Below are 21,096 nucleotides of genomic sequence, written 5' to 3'. Positions count from 1 at the left end.
ATGCGCGTTCTGGTCAAGGGAACGGGGGTCGCCGGTCTGACGGCGGCCTTCGAACTGGTGCGGACCGGCGTTACCGTCGAGGTTTGCGAGCGCAATGCCGAACCCTCGCGCGGCGCATCCTGGTATGCGGGCGGCATGCTGGCGCCCTGGTGCGAGCGTGAAAGCGCTGAAGAGCCGGTTCTGACGCTCGGTCAGGCGGCGCTCGATTGGTGGGATGAAGCGACACCCGGCCTTGTCGTGCGGCACGGTACGCTGGTCATTGCGCCGGCCCGCGACAAGGCGGAGCTTTCGCGTTTCGCATCGCGGACCGCTGGCTATCGCTGGGTGGATGAGGGCGAAATCGCCGCGCTGGAGCCAGATCTTGCCGGGCGGTTTCGCTCAGGGCTTTATTTTCCGGGCGAGGGGCATCTCGATCCGCGTCTAGCACTGAAATCGCTGCATGAGCGGCTTCGCGCCATGGGGGTGCAGTTCCATATGGGTATCCCGTTGGATGAAGAGCCGTTCGACCGGGTGGTGGATTGCACTGGTTCTGCGGCGATCGGCGGGATTTCCGATCTTCGCGGTGTGCGGGGAGAGATGCTCTATCTCGCCACGCGGGAGGTTTCCCTGTCTCGTCCCGTCCGGCTGCTGCATCCGCGCATTCCGCTTTACATCGTGCCGCGCGAGCCCGGCCGTTTCATGGTGGGCGCGACGATGATCGAGACGGAAGATGCGGGCGCCATTTCCGCCCGCTCGATGATGGAGTTCCTGAATGCCGCCTATGCCGTGCATCCGGCTTTCGCGGAAGCGGAAATCATCGAGACAGGCACCGGCGTGCGCCCCGCCTATCCCGACAATCTGCCGAAGGTCACGCAGGATGGCCGGACAATTTTCATCAACGGCGCGCACCGGCACGGCTTTCTGCTGTCGCCGGCGATGGCGCGGCAGGCGGCTGAAATCGTCTGCCAAACTCTCTCTCAAAAGGAACGGGATCATGAAATTTCTGGTGAATGGCGACGAGCTTGATCTCGCCGCCGAGACGCTGGCCGGCCTGCTCGCCAGCCTCGAATACGAGGGTGAGTGGCTGGCGACGGCGGTAAACGGCGATCTGGTGCATTCGGAAGAGCGCGCCGATTATAAGCTGAAGGCTTTCGACCGTATCGAAATCCTCTCGCCGATGCAGGGAGGCTGAAACGATGCTGATGCTTTATGGCCGCGAGGTCTCGTCCCGTCTCCTGCTCGGCACGGCGCGCTATCCGTCCCCTGCCGTGCTTGCCGATGCCGTGCGGGCGAGCAACACGGATATTCTGACGATTTCACTGCGCCGGGAAACGGCGGCTGGCAAGAAGGGCGGTCAGTTTTTCGAACTTATCCGTGAGCTGGATCGCCAGATTCTGCCCAACACCGCGGGTTGCCACACGGTCAAGGAAGCGGTGCTGACGGCAAAGATGGCCCGCGATGTGTTCCGCACTAACTGGATCAAGCTGGAGGTCATCGGCCATCATGACACGCTGCAGCCCGATGTCTTCGCACTTGTCGAGGCGGCGAAAATCCTCTGCGATGATGGTTTCGAGGTCTTTCCCTATACGACCGACGATCTGGTCGTCGCCGAGAAGCTGCTGGAGGCAGGCTGCAAAGTGCTGATGCCTTGGTGCGCGCCAATCGGCAGCGCCATGGGACCGCTCAATCTGACGGCGCTGAAATCCATGCGGGCGCGTTTCCCGGATGTGCCGCTGATTGTCGATGCCGGTATCGGCCGCCCGTCGCATGCGGTCACGGTGATGGAACTCGGTTACGATGCCGTTCTGCTCAACACGGCGGTGGCGGGTGCGGGAGACCCGGTCGGAATGGCGGAGGCTTTCGCCCGCGCCATAGAAGCCGGCCATCAGGCATATCTCTCCGGGCCGCTGGAGCCGAGGGACATGGCCGTTCCCTCGACGCCCGTGATCGGAACGGCTGTTTTTTCCTGATCGCGGCTTGTCGTCGACATCAGGCACGTCACGTTTTGCGTTGACAGTGCCTGATGGTGGCGGGATACCGGAAGAAAAGGGAAACGGCATGGCGGCACTCACCAATCTTCTGACGGATATCGGCGGCGTTTCGGTCGGCAATGTCACCGATCTCGCCCTCGGCTCCGGTGTTACGGCGATTGTTTTCGAAAAGCCCGCCGTCGCTTCCGGTTCTGTTTTGGGTGGTGCGCCGGGCGGGCGCGATACCGGCCTGCTCGACCCGACGATGACGGTGGAAACGGTGGACGCCTTCGTGCTGTCCGGCGGTTCTGCCTTCGGACTGGATGCGGCGGGTGGCGTTCAGGCCGGGCTGCGCGAAATCGGACGCGGCCTGCAGGTGGGCTCCACCCGCGTTCCCATCGTGCCGCAGGCAATCCTGATGGATCTGCTGAATGGCGGCGACAAGGATTGGGGGCTGCATTCACCCTATCGCGAGATGGGATATGCGGCCTTCAAGGCGGTGCGTGCGGAGCCTTTCGAACTTGGAACGGCCGGTGCGGGAACGGGTGCGACGACCGCCACCTTCAAGGGCGGGCTCGGTTCGGCAAGCGCCGTCAGTTCCGGCGGTTATAAGGTGGCGGCCATCGTTGCCGTCAATGCGCTCGGCTCGGCAACCGTTGGAACGAGCCGCCATTTCTGGTCCGCGCCGTTTGAAGTGCAGGGTGAATACGGCGATTGCGGTTTTCCCGATCGTTTCGAGCCGGATCATACCGCGCTGCGCCTCAAGGGGGTCAATCTCACGGCAACGACCATCGGTGCGGTGGTGACGGATGCCGCGCTGACCAAGGCGCAGGCGCATCGCCTTTCCATTATGGCGCATGACGGGCTGGCGCGCGCCGTTCTGCCCGCCCATCTGCCAAGCGACGGCGACACCATGTTCGCGGCCTCGACCGGTGAAAAGCCGCTTGAGGGCGGCGTTCATTTCGCCGAGCTTTGCCATCTGGCGACCATGGTGATGGCGCGCGCGGTCGCGCGTGGCGTCTATGAGGCGACGGCCTTGCCGGTGGATGGAGCGCAAAAGGCCTATCGCGATGTTCATGGACGGAGCCTTTGAACGATGAGTGAGGCCCTTTCTCCACTGAAGCCTGTTCTTCGTATCGACTTTCCACCTGGGGAACGTCTCGGCCATGGCAAGATTGAATTGATGGAGTTGATTGTCGAGACCGGCTCCATCTCTGCCGCAGGGCGGGCGATGGACATGTCCTATCGTCGCGCATGGCTGCTGGTGGATGCGCTGAATCATATGTTCAGGCAACCGGTCATTGAATCGCAGCGTGGCGGCAAACAGGGCGGCGGTGCGGCGCTGACCGCTTTCGGCACTGAGGTGTTGGAGCGTTACCGCAGCATGGAAAAGCGGATGAACGAGGCCTTGCGCGCGGATATCGACTGGCTGGAGGCCAACCGCAATCCCGACGCGGCTCTCAATAGGGATCGAGAGCCGCCGACTTTATGATCGCGTGCACCGGTTTTCCGGGCTCCAGCTGCAGCCTCTCGCGTGACAGATCGGTGATGCGCGACTGGATGATGTCGCCGCCGCAATCTACATGAACCGTGACCATGCCGTCTTCGCTGGCAGAAACAGTCGCGATATGGCCCGCGAGAATGTTGAGCGCGCTTAAGCCTTCGGGCTTTACGGTTGCCAGCATCACATCGCGCGCCGGTATGAGCACCCGTGCCGGGCTGCCGGCCGTTCCCCTCTTTGCCGGAACATGGAGCATCATGGTCTTCAGCCTCACGGCGGCAAGCCCATGTCGCTCATCAAAGCTCTCAATGTGCCCGGAAAGAATGCTGCCCGCCTCGCGTCGTTCGAGATGCGTGCTGAAATCCGGTCTGGAAAGCACGTCGGCCGCTTTTCCCTGCGCCTCCACCTTGCCGTCCTTCATCACCACGATGCGGTCGGCGAGGCGGGCGACCTCCTGAATAGAATGGCTGACATAGACGATCGGGATTTTCGTCTCGTCGCGCAGCCGTTCGAGATAGGGAATGATTTCGGCTTTTCGCTCCTCGTCGAGCGAGGCGAGCGGCTCGTCCATCAGCAGCAGCCTGGGTGATGAGAGGAGCGCGCGGCCAATCGCGACACGCTGTTTTTCGCCGCCGGAAAGCTTGTCCGGCCGGCGCTGCAGGAGATGGCCGATGCCGAGCATGTCGACGATGCGGTCTTCATTCGCGCTCCCGGTTTTGTTCACGGCGAACCATCTGCCGTAATGCAGGTTCTGCGCCACGCTGAGATGCGGGAAGAGCCGCGCTTCCTGAAAAACATAACCGAAGCGGCGTTTATGAGCCGGCAGGAACAGCCGTGTTCCGCTATCGGCCAGCACTTCGCCATCGAGCAAAACCTGTCCCTCATCCGGCTGCAACAGGCCTGCTATGATGCGGATCATCGAGGTTTTGCCGGAGCCGGAGCGCCCGAACAGGGCGGTGACGCCGCCTTCGGAGGTGAATGACGCATCGAGTTCGAAAGAACCGAGGCGATGGCGGGTGGCTACCGAAAGCGTCATTCCATGCTCACCCGTTTGCCGACGATGCGGGCCAGAAACTCCGAGACGAGCAAAGCGAGCATGGAAATCACGACAGAGACAATGGTTAGCCGCAACGCACCGGCATCGCCGCCCGGAACCTGGGTGAAGGTATAGATGGCGGCGGACAAAGTCTGGGTCTCGCCGGGAATATTGGACACGAAGGTGATGGTCGCGCCGAACTCGCCCATGGCCTTGGCGAAAGCCAGGATCATGCCGGCAATGATGCCGGGCAGGGTCAAGGGCAGGGTGACGGTGAGGAACACCCAGAACGGGCTTGCCCCCAATGTTCCCGCCGCCTCTTCAAGCTTGCGGTCCACCGCTTCTATGGAGAGGCGGATGGAGCGCACCATCAGCGGAAAGGCCATGACGGCGCAGGCGAGCGCCGCTCCGGTCCAGCGGAAGGAAAAGACGATGCCGAACCAGCTATCGAGAAATTGCCCGATCGCGCCCCTGCGGCCGAACAGGACGAGCAGCAGAAAGCCGGTGACGACGGGCGGCAGGATGAGCGGCAGGTGGACGATGCCGTTGAGGAGAGACTTGCCCCAGAAGCGACCGCGCGCCAGCGCCACGGCGACCAGAATTCCGAAAGGCAGGCTGGCAAGCATGGCGATGGACGACACCCACAGGCTGAGCCTGATCGCCGTCCATTCTTCAGGGCTGAGTGTCCACCAATGCAATGCCATATCCTGCAATCGTCATCTCTCGCGGCCCATACGTTGGGGCCACGAAAGGCAGTTTATTTCAAAACGGTAAAGCCTTGCTTTTCGAAGAAGGGCGTTGCCTTGGCCGACTTCAGGAAATCCAGATAGGCTTTTGCTGCCGGGGACTTGGCTTCCGAAAGAATGGCGACCGGGTAGATGATCGGCGGATGGCTGTCTTCCGGGAAGGTGCCGACGATCTTCACACCCGGATCGGCGGCGGCGTCGGTCTGGTAGACGATGCCATAGGGTGCTTCGCCGCGCGAGACGAGCAGCAGGGCGGCACGTACGCTTTCCGCGCCGGCGACCTTCTGTTCGACCGAGGACCAGACGCCAAGTTTTTCCAGAGCGGCCTTGCCGTATTTGCCCGCCGGCACGGAATCGACCGCGCCCATGGCCAGACGGCCATCGCCCACCAGAGCGGCAAGATCGAAGCCCTGCTTGATCTCGACCGGCTTTGCCTTGTCGGCCGGAGCGACGAGAACGATGCGGTTGCCGAGAAGATTGGAGCGGCTGTCAGCGTTGATCAGCTTCTTTTCGGCGACATAGTCCATCCATGCGAGATCGGCGGAAATGAAGATATCCGCCGGTGCGCCCTGCTCGATCTGCTTGGCCAGCGCCGAGCTTGCTGCATAAGAAACGGTTGCTTCGTTACCGCTTTCCTTTGCCCATTCGGCGTTGAGAGCATCGAGCGCGTTTTTCATGCTTGCGGCGGCAAACACTGTGACTTTTTCGGCGGCATGAGCCGGAACGGCCGCGAGTGAGGCCGCCATCCAGAAGGATGTGGCTGCGGCAATGGTTTTGAAGAAACTGCGACGCAAAAGTCTCATGGTCTGTTACCCCCGGTTCGAGATATTCTGATGAATATATCGATAGGCCTATAGGGCAATCATTATATTTTCAAGGATATATCGATGGGATGGGGAAAAGAGGCTGCCGGGGTGTCTGTGCAGAGGGGTGGTTAAGCTCGAAAAGCTCTCCTCGTCATGCTCTGGCTTGTCCCGCGCATCTGCAACGTCTCCATTTTTTGAATGTGATTAGATCCTTGGGACAAGTTCAAGGATGACGTCGTTCCCTTGAAGCGGCTCCGTGTCCGATCAAAAACGCTCGCCGGCGAAATGGGCGATCTGTGCGCCTGCCTCGTAATAGGCTTCCTTCACCGTCCGGAAATCCTGCGCTTTCGGCTCCGTCAAAGGCAGCGGCAATTCGGCTTCAGCAATCTCACCGAGAATATGCTGCGCAATGACCTTGCCGAAGGCCGTACCCGGCGCGATGCCGCGGCCGTTATAACCTGAAAAGCCGACGACATTTTCAGCGAATTTGTGAAACCGTGGAACGGCATTGTCCGTCATGCCGATCTGGCCGTACCATTCACATTCGAACTCCGTATCTCCGAGTTGCGGGAAAAGCCGCTTCAGCGAGCGCTTCGCCCAGGCGCGATGAATGGCGGCTCCGGTGCCGCGCAGGGCGCCGACGCTGCCGAAGACCAGTCGGCCGGCTTTGTCCATGCGGAAGGATGAGAGAATCTCCTTCGTATCCCAGCAGCCCTCAAGGCCGGGCAGGATGCTCTTTTGCAGGTTATCGCCGAGCGGTCTGGTCGCGAAATTGAAATAGGGCAGGTAGACCTGTTCATCGCGAACGATCTGCCATGGGCCGGTGCTATAGGCTTCGGTGGCCACAACGATCCAGTTGGCGATTACAGACCCTTGCGGCGTCTTGACCACCCATTTTCCATTGCTGCGTTCGGTCGCTACAACGGGGCTTTCGGTGTGCAGGCGCACGCCCGCTTTCTGGGCGGCTGCGGCAAGGCCTCGAACATAGGCAAGCGGCTGTATCGTGCCGGCGCGTGTATCCAGAAGCGCACCGGAATAGCCCGTGCTGCCGGTGCGTCTTGCTGTCTCTTCGGCATCGAGGATACGGACGGGTGCGCCCCTCTCTGCCCATTGTTCGCAGCGCTCACGGATTTCGGCGAGCCCTTTTTCTCCGACAGCGCAATGGAGCGTGCCGTTTTTTTCGATCTCGCAAGGAATTGCGTGTTTTTCCACCAGTTCGCGCACGAGAAGCGGGGCATTGCCCAGAAGGTCGAGAAGGCGTTCGCCGTAAACCTCGCCGAGCACGCCGGGCAGCTCTTTCGGCATGACCCACATGCCGCCATTGATGAGGCCGACATTGCGGCCTGCGCCGCCGAAGCCGATTTCCCTTGCTTCGAGAAGAACGACATCCACACCGCGTTCGGCAAGATGAAGGGCAGCGGACTGGCCGGTGAAGCCACCTCCGACGACGACGACATCAGCGACCGCTGCGCCCTGCAAGGCGGGCGTTACGGGCGGCTGCGGCGCGGTCTTTTCCCAGAGGCCGTGCGAGCGGGGGTCATTATACATCGTTCCACCATGTTCCGGGCCAGTTCATTTGTTCTTCGTATGAGTGACAAGCCCTTGTTTATAAGACTTTACAAGCGGTCTTGCCTGTTGAATATCGACATATCGTCAAGAGTTCATTCCGGGAGGGAATATGGTCCTGCCGCCACGCCGTTTTCTGCCGTCGCTTTCGTTGCTGGCGGCTTTCGAAGCCGCTTCCCGGACGGGCAGCGTCACCGCCGCTGCGAGGGAACTGGGGCTGACGCAGGGTGCGGTCAGCCGCCAAATCCTGGCGCTCGAAGAGCAGCTTGGGGTGGCGCTGTTCCTGCGTGAGCGGCAGACGATCCGGCTGACAAGGGCGGGGGAGGGGTATGCGCGGGAAATCCGCGAGGCCTTGCGGCGCATATCGACGGCCTCGCTCAACCTGCGCGCCAATCCGGATGGCGGCACGCTCAACCTCGGGGTTCTGCCGAGCTTCGGCACGCGCTGGCTCGTGCCGCGCCTACCCGATTTCATCGCCAGACACCCCGGCATTTCGGTTAATCTTCTGACGCGGTCATCGTTGTTCGATTTCCGCACCGATACAGTCGATGCGGCGATCCATTTCGGATTGCCGCATTGGCCGGGCACCGAGCTGGTTTTCCTGATGCATGAAAAGGTCATTCCGGTATGCAGCCCCGCCTTCAAGGCGCGACACGGACTTTCAAAGCCGGACGATCTGCTGCATGTCCCGTTGCTGCACATGACGACACGGCCGGATGCCTGGGAACAATGGTTTCGCAGCCACGACGTTGGTTTCGACAATGTGCATGGCATGCTTTTCGATCAGTTCACGACGATTGCCGAGGCGGCGAGCGCAGGGGTTGGGGCGTCGCTCATTCCTTCTTTCATGATCGAGGAGGAGTTGCGAAGCGGTCGTCTGGTCGCGGCTGTTGCGGGGGAAGTGGAGAGCGAGGAAGCCTATTATCTCGCCTGCATGCCGGATCGCGCCGGCTATGCGCCGCTCGAGAGTTTCCGGCGGTGGATCGTTTCGGAGGCCGCAATCGGCGCGAACGGCAGGACCGCGGAGTTTTCGGCGTAAACCGGTAAGCGGTCTTGCAAGACGGACGCCGCTCAGCCAATAGTGCGCCATGACGCGTGGCGCGAGCAGCCATGCACCGAAAGTTCAAATACGGGAGATGTCCGTGAAGCCCATTTTCGTTCAGCTTCAATGTGAGCCCGGCAAGACCTATGATGTCGCCGACGCCATCTATAAAACGGAACTGGTTTCCGAGCTTTATTCCACCAGCGGTGAATATGATCTGCTGCTGAAAATCTATCTGCCGCAGGAAGAGGATATCGGCAAGTTCATCAACCAGAACATCGTCAATATTCCGGGAATCGTGCGTTCGCTGACGACGCTGACGTTTACTGCATTCTGACCCGCAATTCGAACCTTCGATTACGCGCTCGGCCCTCATTCCTGTGCTTGTCACAGGAATCCAGTCGACGCGCGTCTGCGCGGAGGGAGAGGCCTTTCAGCCCAAGGACTTGGTCTGGCTAGATTCCTGTGACGAGCACAGGAATGAGGGAAGAGTTGGATGCGTCAGGAAGACCGCGTACGTGGCGTTCGGCTCTAATCCTGATTTTCAGGCGTTTTTTTTAGCTTAGTGCATCAGAGCTTTTGATACACCCTGAATGGCTGGTGTCAGGCGGGTAGATGGCTTGTCAACCGAGAAGAAAGCGCGCCATCGGGCCGCTGTTCGGGGTCCGATATTTGGCGCGCTCTGGTTTTGACGGTTCTGTGAGCGGGCGAAAGTTTTCCCGCATCAGGCGACCGCGGCCAGATTCCGGTTGCGCACGAGATCGCGGATCGCAATCCGCACGTCGTCGGCGCTGTCGAACTTCTGTTCGTCCAGGTCGTGAACGTGGAACTTCACCGCGATGAACTTCAACCGGTCATTATCCGGGATGACGATGCCGACGGGCTCGCCAGCGAATTCAATAACTTGCTTCTGCATAGATATACTCCCGCTGTGGCTACTTCACACAGCATGTTGTCGAACTGATTTTCAGGAAATTGAGACCGTTAAGTCACATTCGACAGCAGCGGGAACACGTGGATTTAAATCCAGCGTTCCAGGACTCAAAACCAAGGATTGCGTTGATGTTGATATGTTTTGACATGACACACTCCCTGTATTGGTGTTGGCCCGGAATCAGGAGACTCGTTCTCCCGTTCCACACTGATAATCCAGACCAGCACTAAAATCAATGCTGATTGTTATAGGTAGAATATTTTTCTTTATGATGACAGGAGAGGGGCGGAAATGTGAAATTTTTGTTTTCGTTGGCCGCCGTCGCGAAAAGCCCGCTGTAGCAGGCTTTTTATGTATTTTTTAATCGTCGCCGGTAGATGGCGGCGGGTAAATATGATCGTTTCCGTTGAAATCGGAAACGGAATAACAGCCATCGCGGGTCTTTTCGGCCGCATTTCTGCCAATCGCCGCTTTGCCGTGGCCACCGGGAATGTCGAGAACATAGGTCGGCTGGCAAAGGCCGGAGACATGCCCCCGCAAAGCGGAAACGATTCGCTGTCCCTCTTCTATCGTCAGCCTGAAATGGCTGGTGCCGGGCGCAAGATCGGGATGATGCAGGTAATAAGGCTTGATACGGGTCTCGACAAAGGCGCGCATCAACTCGGCAAGAACAGCCGGGTCGTCATTGACGCCTTTCAAAAGGACCGTCTGGCTGACCATGGCGATGCCGGCATCGATCAGGCGTGCCGAAGCCTGTCTTGCGGCTTCGCTGAGTTCCCGGGAATGATTCGCGTGCAGGGCCACATAGGTGGTTTTGCCGCTGGCCTTCAGCGCATCGATCAGCGCCGCGTCGATACGGTCGGGATCGACAACCGGCACGCGGGTATGGAAGCGGACGATCTTCACATGCGGTATGTCTTTCAGGCGCGTCATCAGGTCGGACAAGCGCCGTGGGGAAAGCACCAGCGGATCGCCACCGGTCAGGATGACCTCCCAGATGGCGGGATTGGCCTTTATATAGCCGAATGCGGCGTCAAGTTCCGCCGGGCTCATCATACCGTTGCCCTGCGGTCCGACCATCTCCCGGCGGAAACAGAAGCGGCAATAAACGGGGCAGACATGCACTGCCTTTAAAAGCACCCGGTCTGGATAACGGTGGACGATGCCGTGGACGGGGCTATGCGCGTCGTCGCCAATCGGATCGTCCCGTTCTTCAGGAAGATGAACGAGTTCGGCCGGATCAGGAACGAATTGTCGGGCGATGGGATCCTGCGGGTCGCGGCTGTCGATAAGCCCGGCAATCGGTGGCGTGATGGCGAGCGCGTAACGTTGCGTCACCGTGCGCAGCGTCTCGAGCGCTTCGGCTTCGATAAGCCCCGCTTCAAGAAGTGCTTCGGCTGTCTTGATGGTCTCAAGCCCTGTCATCGTCCATATTCCGCGACTGGGGCCCACATGACGAGATCGATACGGGGCGCGCCGGTTGCCAGCATCACCAGCCGGTCGAAACCGAGCGCTATGCCGCTTGCCGGCGGCATGATTGCCAGCGCGGCCAGAAAATCCTCGTCCAGCGGATAGGTTTCGCCGTAAACCCGCTGCTTCTCGGCCATTTCCATTTCGAAACGTCGCCTCTGCTCGGTGGCGTCAGTCAATTCGCCGAAGGCATTGGCGAGTTCAACGCCGCAGGCATAAAGCTCGAAACGCTCCGCCACCCGCGCATCCTTGGGTGATTTGCGGGCAAGGGCCGCTTCACAGGTCGGATATTCATCGAGAATTGTCGCCCTGTCGAAACCCAGTTCCGGCTCCACCCGCTCCACGATGACGCGGCTAAACATATCCGCCCAGGTATCGTCATCGGCCACGCGGATGCCGGCATCGGTGAGGTTCGCCGCAAGATGGCGAGCGTCGGTTTCGCCGCTTCGGCTGATGGTGGCCAGCAGGTCGACGCCCGCATATCGCTCGAAGGCTTCGGCGACACTTACCCGCTCCGGCTCGAGGAAGGGATCAACGCTGCGGCCGCGATAGGTGAAATTCTTCGTCTTTGCGGTTTCGGCTGCCAGCGCCAGAAGATTGGCGCTGTCCTTCATCAGGCTCTCATAGGTTTCGTCGACCCGGTACCATTCCAGCATGGTGAATTCCGGATGGTGCAGAGGGCCTCGTTCCCGGTTTCTGTAAACATGGGCAAAACAGGTGATGCGTTTTTCACCGGCGGCGAGCAGCTTCTTGCAGGCGAATTCAGGCGAGGTGTGCAGATAAAGCGGCGCGGCGTCGCCGGCCGGCGTCAGGCCCTGTGTGGAGAAAGCATGCAGATGCGCCTCATTACCGGGGGAAATCTGCAATGCAGCAGTGTCGACCTCTAGAAAATCGGCGCTGGCGAAATAGCCGCGAAAAGCCGACTGGATCGCATTGCGCCCAATGAGAAACGCGCGGCGGTCGGCGTGGACGTCCGGCGTCCACCATGGCGACATTGTCTCGTTGCTTGCGCGCATTCTCTGTTCTTTTCCGTCTTCTCTGCGGCGCCCAATTGCGGATAAACGGCCCGCAAAACGCCTGATCGCGTCATTTAAAGCTATTCCGGGCGGAAAACCGCTAGGCACTCTTCCGCGAATTGCTGTAGAAGGCTGGCAATTCGTGCGGATTTAAGGTAGTTGCGCCCCAGAAAAAAGACAAAACGTCTGCCGGGGCCGGTGCTGCCGCGCAGTCCTTTACGACGCATTTCATCGAGTTACAAGGAAGTCATATGGTCAAGGTTATCGCCTCATCCGTCCGCAAGGGCAATGTTCTCGACGTGGACGGCAAGCTTTACGTCGTTCTTACCGCGCAGAACTTTCACCCCGGCAAGGGCACGCCGGTCACGCAGGTGGACATGCGCCGCATCGTTGACGGCGTGAAGGTCTCCGAGCGCTGGCGCACCACCGAGCAGGTCGAGCGCGCTTTCGTTGAAGACCTCAACTTCCAGTTCCTTTATGAAGATGGCGAAGGCTTCCACTTCATGAACCCGGAGAACTATGACCAGGTCGTGGTCGACACTGAGACGATGGGCGATCAGAAGGCCTATCTGCAGGAAGGCATGACCTGCATTCTTTCCATTCATGAAGGCAATCCGCTGGCCGTCGAACTGCCGCGCCACGTCACGCTGGAAATCACGGAAACCGAACCGGTCGTTAAGGGTCAGACGGCGTCTTCTTCCTACAAACCGGCCATTCTTTCCAACGGTATCCGCACCATGGTGCCGCCGCATATCGATGCCGGTATCCGCGTGGTCATCGCGACGGAAGACAATTCCTACGTCGAGCGCGCCAAGAACTGAGCCTGACGGCCGGTTAGACAGAAGCACCGGGAGACCGGTGCTTTTTTTGTGTCATGAATAACAAAAAAGCCCGCGTCGAGACGCGGGCTTTTTCTTTGCCTAGCGGCGTATCTTACATGGCCTTTGCCGCGGTCCGGGTCGGGCCGGGCGCCTTCTTCGGAGCCGTGGTCTGGCCAACGGCGTAACCGCCGCCGAGCGCCACGTTCAGCGAGACGTAGTCCTGCGCGGTCTGTTGTACAGCCTGTGCAAGGCTTGCCTGTGCGGTGGAAACCTGACGCTGCGCATCGAGAACGTCGAGCAGCGAGGAGGCGCCGTCGCGGTAGCTGGCCGTCGAAAGCTGCAACGCTTCCTGATAGGATGCCACGGTCTTGCGCAATGCATCGGCCGTGCGCTGATCGCGGGTGACAGCGGCCAGAGCGTTTTCGACTTCTTCCACAGCGGTCAGCACCGTCTGCTTCCAGACGAGATATTCTTCACGGGCCTGGGAATTCGCCAGATCGATATTGGCGCGGATGCTGCCGCCATCGAGAATCGGCAGAACGAGGCTCGGACCGAAGGACCAGCTATTGGCCGTTCCCCTGCCGCCGCCGCTCAGGAAATTGTAGCTTGGCGTGATCGAGCCGCCGAGCTCGATGCTGGGATAGAGCTGCGCTTCCGCGACACCGATTGAGGCAACTGCGGCGGCGAGATTGCGTTCGGCGACACGAATGTCCGGACGATTGCGGATGAGATCGGCCGGAATGCCGGTGCGCGGAATGCTGCGGGCAACCGGCTGGCGTGCGCCCTTCTGCAATTCGGAAATCAGAGATGAGGCCGGCAGGCCAAGCAGCGTGGCAATGCGATGCGCCGCCTTGCGGAAGTTGGTTTCGAGGCCCGGAATGTCGGACAGCGTGGAGTTGACCAGACCTTCGGACTGGACGACATCGAGGCGGGAGGCCGCGCCCGCTTCAAGCTGCAACTTGGTCAGGTCCAGCGTTTCGCGGCGGGAAGCCAGGTTCTGACGGGCAATCGCCAGGCGCTCCTGATAATAACGCACATCGATATAGGCTGCGGCGACCGAGGAAATCAGCGTCAGGCGCTGAACATCGACGGTGGAGTAAGCGGCATCGAGCGATGCATTGGCGCTTTCCGTGGCGCGGCGATAGCGGCCGAAGAGGTCGAGCAGCCAGGAGACGCTGACACCGCCCGACGATACGTTGGTGACGGGAACATCACGGTAGCTGCCCTTGGTCTCGCTGGTCGTGTGGCTGCCGTTAGCCGTCAGGCTCGGCAGACCGCCCGCGCCGGCCGAGATAACCTGGGCTTCCGCCTGATTGATGCGCTCGATCGCCTGCATCACGGTCAGGTTCTGGCTGAGGCCAGTGGAAACGTAACCATTGAGGCGGCTATCGTTAAAGGCTGTCCACCACGCAACGCTGCTGATGTCGCCATTACTGGTTTTTCCGGCTTCCGCAAACTTTCCCGGCAATTGGATTTCCGGCGTCTTGTGGTCGGGCCCGACAACACAGCCTGAGAGCAGCAGCATTGTCAGGGGAAGAGTAGCGCGAATAGACAGCATGTAATTTTCCCAATTCTCTGGTTGGCTTACCGAGCGCGGCTTGCTGACAAATGGGCTGCGCGGTCGATATGCCGTAGAAACGTGCATTTGCCAAATCGGCAACATTTCTAGCAGCGTATTAACGGTTGGCACAGCCCATTTTTGTTTTGTTAACGCCTTGAAAGGCGACGAATGATGACGAAAAAGGACGGAACGAAGAAAATTCCGAGCAGTGTTGCAGAAAGCATACCACCCAGCACCCCGATGCCGATTGCATTTTGTGCGGCGGAACCCGCTCCGGTTGCGATTGCGAGAGGCACGACGCCGAGGATGAAGGCCAGCGAGGTCATGATGATCGGACGCAGGCGCAGCTTCGCCGCCTCCAGTGTCGCTTCCATCAGGCTTAGTCCATGCTCCTGTCTTTCCTTGGCGAATTCGACGATCAGAATCGCGTTTTTCGCTGCAAGGCCGATGGTCGTCAGCAGGCCCACCTTGAAGTAGACGTCGTTCGACTGGCCGAAGAAATGCGCCGCGGTCAATGCGCCGAGGACGCCCACTGGCACGGCCATGATGACCGAGAAGGGGATCGACCAGCTTTCATAGAGGGCGGCAAGGCAAAGGAAGACGATCAGCACCGAGAGCGCATAGAGCATCGGCGCCTGCGAGCCGGAAAGGCGTTCCTGATAGGAAATGCCCTGCCATGCCACCGTGTAACCGCCCGGCAGGCTTGCCGTCAGCCGTTCCATCTCGTCCATGGCGTCACCGGATGCGACGCCCGCGCCGGCGGTACCTTCAAGCGAGATCGCGCCCGTGCCGTTGAAGCGGGCGAGAGACGGCGGAGCATTGATCCATTTCACTTCGCTGAAGGAAGAGAAAGGCACCATCTCGCCGCTGGTATTGCGGGCATACCAGAACTTGAGATCGTCCGGCTGCATGCGGTAGGGCGCATCACCCTGAACATAAACGGGCTTGAGCTCGCCGTTCAGCGTGAAGTCGTTGACATCCCGGCCGGCAAAGATCGTCGACAGCATGAGGTTCACGGAGGAGAGATCGACGCCCATGGCGCCCATCTTTTCCTGATCGAGAATGATCTTCATCTGCGTTTCATTGTCCTGGCTGTCGCTTCTGAGCGAGCTGACCTTGGGATTGCTGGTCGCCAGCGCGATCAGCTCCTTGGACGTGGCGGTCAGTGCCTCGGTGCCGTTGCGGCCGCTATCCACCAGATACATCGAGAAACCGCTCGATGTGCCCATGCCCTGAATTGCCGGCGGCAGAAGCGGGAACACCTGCGCGTCGCGGAAACCGAAGAAGGTGCCCATCGCACGCTGCACGATGGCGCCGGCGTGTTGGTCGGGGGCCGTTCTCTCGGCGAAATCCTTGAGCTTGGTGAAGACGATAGCGTTGTTCTGGCCCGAACCGCTGAAGCTGAAGCCGAGAACGCCGAAAACCGATTCGACATTGGCGGCTTCCTTTTCACGGAAGTAGCTTTCGACCTGCTTCACCACCTCATTGGTGCGTTCGATGTTCGAACCGGTCGGCGTCTGGATGATCGTCAGCAGTACGCCCTGATCTTCCTGCGGCAGGAATGAGCTGGGCAGCTTGCTGAAGAACCAGGCGCAGCCGCCGATCACGATCGCGAAGATAATCATCACGCGCAGAGGCCGTTTCAGCAGGTAGCCAATGGAGGAGACGTAACCATCCGTCGTCTTGCCGAAGCCGCGGTTGAACCACGCGCCCGGTCCGCGCTGCTTCTTGTGATGGTCGATCGGCTTCAGCATCGTGGCGCAGAGCGCCGGCGTCAGAACGATGGCGACCACCGCCGAAAGCAGCATGGCCGAAACGATGGTGACCGAGAACTGACGGTAGATGATGCCCGTCGATCCACCGAAGAAGGCCATCGGAATGAACACGGCGGTGAGCACGAGCGCGATGCCGATGATCGCACCGGTGATCTCGCCCATCGATTTTTCGGTCGCCTCTACCGGCGACAGGCCCTCTTCCGACATGATTCGTTCGACGTTTTCGACGACGACGATGGCGTCGTCAACGAGAAGGCCGATGGCCAGAACCATGGCGAACATGGTGAGCGTGTTGATGGAATATCCTGTCAGCGCAAGGACGCCGAACGTGCCGAGAAGCACGACGGGAACCGCGATCATCGGAATGAAGGTGGCCCGCAGGTTTTGCAGGAACACCAGCAGCACGACGAAAACGAGGATGATCGCCTCGATCAGCGTGTGTACCACTTTCTCGATCGACAGCTTCACGAAGGGTGTCGTGTCATAGGGATATTCGATCGAAACACCCTCGGGCAGCGAGCCTTCGACAGCGGAAAGCGCCGACTTTACGCGCGCTGCCGTATCGAGCGCATTGGCACCCGTGGCAAGGTTGACTGCGAAACCGGCCGAAGGACGGCCGTTTGAACGGGAATCGCCACCATAGGTTTCCTGGCCGATTTCAATGCGGGCCACGTCGCTCAGGCGAACGGTTGCGCCGTCCTTCTCGACTTTCAGGATGACCGATTCGAAATCGGCGACGGTGGTGAGCTGGCTCTGCGCCGTCACGGTCACGTTGAGCTGCTGACCCTTGACTGCGGGCACCGCGCCAAGCGAACCGACCGAAACCTGGGTGTTCTGGCTCTCGATGGCGCTGGTCACGTCGGCCGTGGTCAGCTGGTATTTATTGAGCTTGAACGGATCCAGCCAGATGCGCATCGCATATTCGGAACCGAAGACGTTGATGCTGCCCACGCCCTCGAGGCGCTTGATCTGGTCTTCGACACGCGAGGAGAACACATCGCCGAGATCGGCCGAGTTGCGCTTGCCGTCGGTCGAGATCAGCGCTCCCACCATCAGGATGCTCGATGTGGAGCGGCTGACCTGGATACCCTGCTGTTGCACGGTATCGGGCAATTGCGACTGGACGAGCTGCAGCTTGTTCTGCACCTGAACCTGCGCAATGTCAGGCATGATACTGTTGCCGAAGGTCAGCGTCACTTCAGCGCTGCCGGTGGAGGATGACGAGGTCATATAGGTGAGGTCGTCGAGGCCGGTCATGCCGTCCTCGATGATGGTCGTCACCGATTTTTCGACTGTCTCGGCGCTCGCGCCATTATAGGTCGCGCTGACGCGTACCGTCGTCGGTGCGATATCGGGATATTGCGAAATGGAAAGCGTCCAGATCGCAAGGGCGCCGCCCAGCATGATGACGATGGCGATAACCCATGCAAACACGGGGCGCCGGATGAAGAAATGGGCCATGGCAGTCCTGCCTTACCTTTTACGAGCTTCGACCGAGGGTTTCGTGCTCATGCTTATTTCGAGGGGGCGGCGGCAGGCTGAGCTTGCTGCGGCAGAACGACGATACCGCGATCGTCGATGGTCACTTCAACCGGTGCGACTGTCGCACCGTCGGCAATCCACTGGAAGCCGTCGACGATGAGCTTGTCGCCATCCTTGACGTTTTCCGTCACCAGCCAGGCATTGCCCGACTGCTGGCTGGACGGGAAGGTGCGGGTTTCCACCTTGTTTTCCGCCGTCACGAATTTCGCTGTCAGTTCGCCATTGGCGTTGCGGCTCGCGGCACGCTGCGGAATGCGGAAGCCTTTTTCCTTGCCGATGGTCAGCGTGGCGCGGACATAGGTGCCGGGAAGCAGAAGATCGTCCGGGTTTTCGAAGAGGGCGCGGATGGAGAAGGTGCCCGTCGTTTCGCTCACGGCCATGTCCGACATGTCGATCTTGCCGTCATGCTTGTATTCCGTGCCATCTTCCAGCGTCAGGTGAATGCCGGTCTCCTTCGTGTCGCCGCCGAGCTGGCCCGACGAGATCGCCTTTTTCAGACGCAGAAGATTGATGCTGGATTCCATCAGGTCGATATAGATCGGATCGATGCGTCGCAGCGTCGTCAAAGCCGTCGTCTGGTTGGCCGTCACAACGTTGCCGATGCTGAAAGCGGTTGCGCTGGTGATGCCGTCGAAGGGAGCGCGGACCTTGGTGAGATCGAGGTTGATTTCCGCCGTTTCCAGCGCCGCCTTGGTCTGGGCCACATCGGCTTGGGCCTGCAGCAGCGTCACCTTGGCGTTTTCATATTCGATCTGCGTCGCGCCGCTGTTGACCAGGCGTTCGTAACGGGCAAGGTTCGCCTGGGCGCTCGGAATGCTTGCTTCCGCCTTCGCCACGTTTGCCTTCGCCTGCGCTACTTCCGCCAGATAGGTATTGTCCTCGATCTGGTAGAGAATATCACCCTGTTTGACCTCGCTGCCTTCCTTGAAGGGAATTTCGCGGATGATGCCGGTGACGCGCGGGCGGATTTCTGCTGTCTGGAACGCGCTGGCGCGGCCGGGCAGAACGGTGGTCAACGGATATTCGCTGGTCTTCATCAGGATGATGCTGACCGGAGACGGCGGACGCTCGGCGCTCTGGGCGGCGTTCTGGCTACTCTCGCCGCCATCGCTGCAGCCCGCCAGAAGCGCGGTCACACACAGAGAAGCAAATAGGGGTAAAATACGTCGGCTCATTGTTCTTCCCTGCGTATCGATCGCATTCAACTATAAGCGCAATGTCGCTCGGCGGATGCGCGTCCGGAAGCAGACACGACAGGCGAAGGCCTTGGAAGGACCCGATTCGCTCATTCTGTCCGGACCGCCAAGCGCATAGAAGCGCAGGCTTTTGCGCTTCGCAAGCAATTGCGAGAAGGTGACGTAAATTGGGAATCGTCACTTAGCAAGCGGATTGCGCAATCCCGCGTCGATTAAATCGACGAGTTGATCGCAACGTGTTGCTAAATTGCCGATATCTTCCCGGGCAATGAGGACGGGATGAATCACGCTTGTCAGCGCGTGGAGCACGGTTTCCGCCAGGGGAGAAATCTCGGCCGGCGCGTAGATTCGCGCATCGATACCGTCGCGGATAATGTCGGCGAGCAGGTTGGCGATGACGGCTTTATAATAGTCGCCGCACTTCATGTCCTGCTTCGCCGTCATCAGGATCATTTCGAATATGTAGGGATTGTCGTTTAGATCCCGGTGGTGCTGTTCCATCAGGGTGCGGGCGAGATGGCGCAGTCTCGAAAGCGGCGCGTGGCTTTTATCCAGCGGCTGGATGCCCCGTTCGAATGCGCCGATCTGCTCGAAGGCGATCGCATCGACGAGCGCGTTCTTCGAGCTGAAATTCTTGAAGACGTTGGCGGGAGACATGCCGAGTGCCGCGGCGATATCGGCAATCGCCACAGCATTGAAACCACGTTCCCGGAAAAGCTCTTCTGCTTTGGCGAGAATGTCCCGCCGCGTTTCCTCGGCGGAACGGCGAGGCCGGCGCTTGACAGGACGGTCACTCTTCCTGTCGTCCTTTCTCGCCTGTTCGATCGTTTTGCTCACGGTCAGACTCCGGGGAAGAACGGCTCCAGATTCCGGCGTATTCTTGCAAGCGGCGTCTCGCCACTATCGTCGGGAACGAAGCTTTGTCCGGTAATGCGCTCGTATGCATCAATATAGACCTTCGAAGTCTGCAAGACGAGGTCCTGCGGAATTTCGGGAACGTCGTCCTTATAAGGATCGCAGCGTTCGGCGACCCAGGCCCTCACGAAATCCTTGTCGAAGCTAGCCGGCCGTGTTCCGTTGCGGAAGCTTTCGTCATAACTGTCGGCCATCCAGTAGCGGCTGCTATCGGGCGTGTGGATCTCGTCGGCTAGGATGATGGTGCCGTTTTCATCCGTCCCGAATTCATATTTCGTGTCGACGAGAATGAGGCCCTGCTTCGCGGCAATTTCCTGCCCGCGCTTGAACAGCGCCAGCGCGTAACGGGAAAGCGTGTCCCATTGCTCCTGCGTCAGCAGTTTCTTCTCCACGATCTCGGCCGGTGTCAGCGGCTCGTCATGACCGCCATCGAAGGCCTTGCTTGTCGGCGTGATCACCGGCTCGGGCAGAATCTGGTTGTCTTTCATCCCGTCCGGCAGGCTCATGCCGTACATCTGCCGCTCGCCCTTCTTATAAAGGGTCAGGATCGACGTGCCGGTGGTGCCGGCAAGATAACCGCGAACCACCACCTCGACCGGCAATATGTCCAGCCGCTTGCCGATGACGACATTGGGGTCGGGATAGCTCACGACGTGGTTCGGACAAATATCCTTCGTTTGTTCGAACCAGTAGCGTGCCGTCTGGGTCAATACCTGCCCCTTATAAGGTATGCAGGTGAGGATACGATCAAAGGCGCTAAGGCGATCGGTCGATATGATGATGCGGTTGCCGTCGGGCAGATCGTAGTTTTCCCGCACCTTGCCACGGTAATAATTCGGCAGCTCGGAAATGACGGCTTCATCGAGAATGCGCACGGGCTCTCCAATTCTTGGCTTTATAAAGAGGCGTTAGACGCCTCAAGTCTTCTGAAACTCTCGTCCGTTCCTATTGCATGTTTCCTGGAACAGGGCCAGTCGCGACATGAAGGCCGTCTTTTTCTCCGGTTCCCGTTAAAAACGCAAAACTCCCTAATAAAATCAATGGTTTGATAAAAATGTCAGTTTTTTGACGAAGGGTGTGTTGACTTGTTTGGTTGGGTGGATTTATAAGTCCGCTCACTGAACGAGGGCGGCGGCGCTGCTGGCGACGGCGACTTTCGTTCTTAAGAAATCAAGTTGATGAGCGGATTGCTTGTTGGGTTTCGGGGCTTATGGCTTTGG

General features: G+C 59.6%; 20 protein-coding genes. 8 read left to right on the top strand and 12 right to left on the bottom strand.

Going from position 1 to position 21,096, the window contains the following annotated elements; all coding sequences use genetic code 11:
- The 5 genes from thiO to CFBP4996_RS11635 all read left to right on the top strand — a co-directional run bounded on the left by thiO (position 1) and on the right by CFBP4996_RS11635 (position 3,441).
- Positions 1-1,005, top strand: coding sequence for a glycine oxidase ThiO (gene thiO / locus CFBP4996_RS11655; protein ID WP_080853064.1), 1,005 nt, complete (start codon positions 1-3; stop codon positions 1,003-1,005).
- Positions 974-1,171, top strand: coding sequence for a sulfur carrier protein ThiS (thiS, locus tag CFBP4996_RS11650; protein ID WP_080853065.1), 198 nt, complete (start codon positions 974-976; stop codon positions 1,169-1,171). Before thiO ends, thiS begins: the two co-directional genes overlap by 32 nt.
- A 4-nt stretch (positions 1,172-1,175) precedes the next feature.
- Entirely contained in the window at positions 1,176-1,949 is a 774-nt protein-coding gene (locus tag CFBP4996_RS11645) for a thiazole synthase (protein ID WP_080853066.1), read from the top strand.
- A gap of 88 nt (positions 1,950-2,037) precedes the next feature.
- Positions 2,038-3,042, top strand: coding sequence for a P1 family peptidase (locus tag CFBP4996_RS11640; RefSeq protein ID WP_080853067.1), 1,005 nt, complete (start codon positions 2,038-2,040; stop codon positions 3,040-3,042).
- 3 nt (positions 3,043-3,045) lie between these two features.
- Positions 3,046-3,441 (top strand): winged helix-turn-helix domain-containing protein, encoded by a 396-nt coding sequence (locus CFBP4996_RS11635; protein WP_080853068.1) that lies wholly within the window; start codon positions 3,046-3,048, stop codon positions 3,439-3,441.
- On the opposite strand, the gene modC is transcribed toward CFBP4996_RS11635, so the two are convergent.
- The 4 genes from modC to CFBP4996_RS11615 form a co-directional block, all read right to left on the bottom strand.
- The gene (gene modC, locus CFBP4996_RS11630; RefSeq protein ID WP_080853069.1) at positions 3,410-4,486 is read right to left on the bottom strand and encodes a molybdenum ABC transporter ATP-binding protein; all 1,077 of its coding nucleotides are present in this window, start codon (positions 4,484-4,486) and stop codon (positions 3,410-3,412) included. The two genes, CFBP4996_RS11635 and modC, sit on opposite strands and share 32 nt — an antisense overlap.
- Positions 4,483-5,190 (bottom strand): molybdate ABC transporter permease subunit, encoded by a 708-nt coding sequence (gene modB, locus CFBP4996_RS11625; RefSeq protein ID WP_020813461.1) that lies wholly within the window; start codon positions 5,188-5,190, stop codon positions 4,483-4,485. Before modB ends, modC begins: the two co-directional genes overlap by 4 nt.
- A gap of 53 nt (positions 5,191-5,243) precedes the next feature.
- A complete protein-coding gene (gene modA, locus CFBP4996_RS11620) occupies positions 5,244-6,035 on the bottom strand; it encodes a molybdate ABC transporter substrate-binding protein (RefSeq protein WP_080853070.1) in 792 nt (263 codons plus the stop codon).
- A gap of 267 nt (positions 6,036-6,302) precedes the next feature.
- Positions 6,303-7,586, bottom strand: coding sequence for an NAD(P)/FAD-dependent oxidoreductase (locus CFBP4996_RS11615; RefSeq protein ID WP_080853071.1), 1,284 nt, complete (start codon positions 7,584-7,586; stop codon positions 6,303-6,305).
- Between the two features lie 130 nt (positions 7,587-7,716).
- Between CFBP4996_RS11615 and CFBP4996_RS11610 the strand changes: the two genes are divergently transcribed.
- Together CFBP4996_RS11610 and CFBP4996_RS11605 are read left to right on the top strand one after the other, a co-directional pair.
- Complete coding sequence (locus CFBP4996_RS11610; protein WP_080853072.1) at positions 7,717-8,643, top strand: LysR family transcriptional regulator; 927 nt, start codon at positions 7,717-7,719, stop codon at positions 8,641-8,643.
- Between the two features lie 103 nt (positions 8,644-8,746).
- Positions 8,747-8,983, top strand: coding sequence for an Lrp/AsnC ligand binding domain-containing protein (locus tag CFBP4996_RS11605; RefSeq protein WP_003521320.1), 237 nt, complete (start codon positions 8,747-8,749; stop codon positions 8,981-8,983).
- A gap of 387 nt (positions 8,984-9,370) precedes the next feature.
- Here the strand turns inward: CFBP4996_RS11605 and CFBP4996_RS11600 are convergent, their stop codons facing one another.
- The 3 genes from CFBP4996_RS11600 to epmA all read right to left on the bottom strand — a co-directional run bounded on the left by CFBP4996_RS11600 (position 9,371) and on the right by epmA (position 12,066).
- A complete protein-coding gene (locus CFBP4996_RS11600; protein WP_003492264.1) occupies positions 9,371-9,562 on the bottom strand; it encodes a hypothetical protein in 192 nt (63 codons plus the stop codon).
- Between the two features lie 378 nt (positions 9,563-9,940).
- Positions 9,941-11,005: a lysine-2,3-aminomutase-like protein gene (locus CFBP4996_RS11595; RefSeq protein WP_080853073.1), complete on the bottom strand. Its 1,065-nt coding sequence runs from the start codon at positions 11,003-11,005 to the stop codon at positions 9,941-9,943.
- Positions 11,002-12,066: an EF-P lysine aminoacylase EpmA gene (epmA, locus tag CFBP4996_RS11590; RefSeq protein WP_080853074.1), complete on the bottom strand. Its 1,065-nt coding sequence runs from the start codon at positions 12,064-12,066 to the stop codon at positions 11,002-11,004. The genes CFBP4996_RS11595 and epmA overlap by 4 nt, the downstream gene beginning before the upstream one ends.
- 251 nt (positions 12,067-12,317) lie before the next feature.
- On the opposite strand from epmA, the gene efp reads away from it, so the two are divergent.
- Positions 12,318-12,887, top strand: a complete 570-nt coding sequence (gene efp / locus CFBP4996_RS11585; RefSeq protein WP_003521324.1) for an elongation factor P — start codon at positions 12,318-12,320, stop codon at positions 12,885-12,887.
- A gap of 112 nt (positions 12,888-12,999) precedes the next feature.
- Here efp and CFBP4996_RS11580 read toward each other — a convergent pair whose 3' ends face one another.
- The 5 genes from CFBP4996_RS11580 to CFBP4996_RS11560 form a co-directional block, all read right to left on the bottom strand.
- Positions 13,000-14,445 carry an efflux transporter outer membrane subunit gene (locus CFBP4996_RS11580; protein WP_080853075.1) on the bottom strand — a complete coding sequence of 482 codons (1,446 nt, stop codon included), beginning with the start codon at positions 14,443-14,445 and terminating at the stop codon, positions 13,000-13,002.
- A gap of 149 nt (positions 14,446-14,594) precedes the next feature.
- On the bottom strand, positions 14,595-17,684 hold the full coding sequence (locus CFBP4996_RS11575; protein WP_080853076.1) for an efflux RND transporter permease subunit: 3,090 nt from the start codon (positions 17,682-17,684) through the stop codon (positions 14,595-14,597).
- Between the two features lie 53 nt (positions 17,685-17,737).
- Positions 17,738-18,940 carry an efflux RND transporter periplasmic adaptor subunit gene (locus CFBP4996_RS11570; RefSeq protein ID WP_059760011.1) on the bottom strand — a complete coding sequence of 401 codons (1,203 nt, stop codon included), beginning with the start codon at positions 18,938-18,940 and terminating at the stop codon, positions 17,738-17,740.
- 198 nt (positions 18,941-19,138) lie between these two features.
- A complete protein-coding gene (locus CFBP4996_RS11565) occupies positions 19,139-19,798 on the bottom strand; it encodes a TetR/AcrR family transcriptional regulator (RefSeq protein WP_080853077.1) in 660 nt (219 codons plus the stop codon).
- Positions 19,799-19,800: 2 nt separating this feature from the next.
- Positions 19,801-20,751 (bottom strand): phosphoribosylaminoimidazolesuccinocarboxamide synthase, encoded by a 951-nt coding sequence (locus CFBP4996_RS11560; protein ID WP_065657018.1) that lies wholly within the window; start codon positions 20,749-20,751, stop codon positions 19,801-19,803.
- Between the last annotated feature and the right edge of the window lie 345 nt (positions 20,752-21,096).

It is taken from the genome of Agrobacterium leguminum, from assembly GCF_005144435.2.
Taxonomy (GTDB): domain Bacteria; phylum Pseudomonadota; class Alphaproteobacteria; order Rhizobiales; family Rhizobiaceae; genus Agrobacterium; species Agrobacterium leguminum.
Note: the sequence above shows the minus strand (reverse complement) of the source record. Positions and strands in the feature narration are given on the sequence as shown.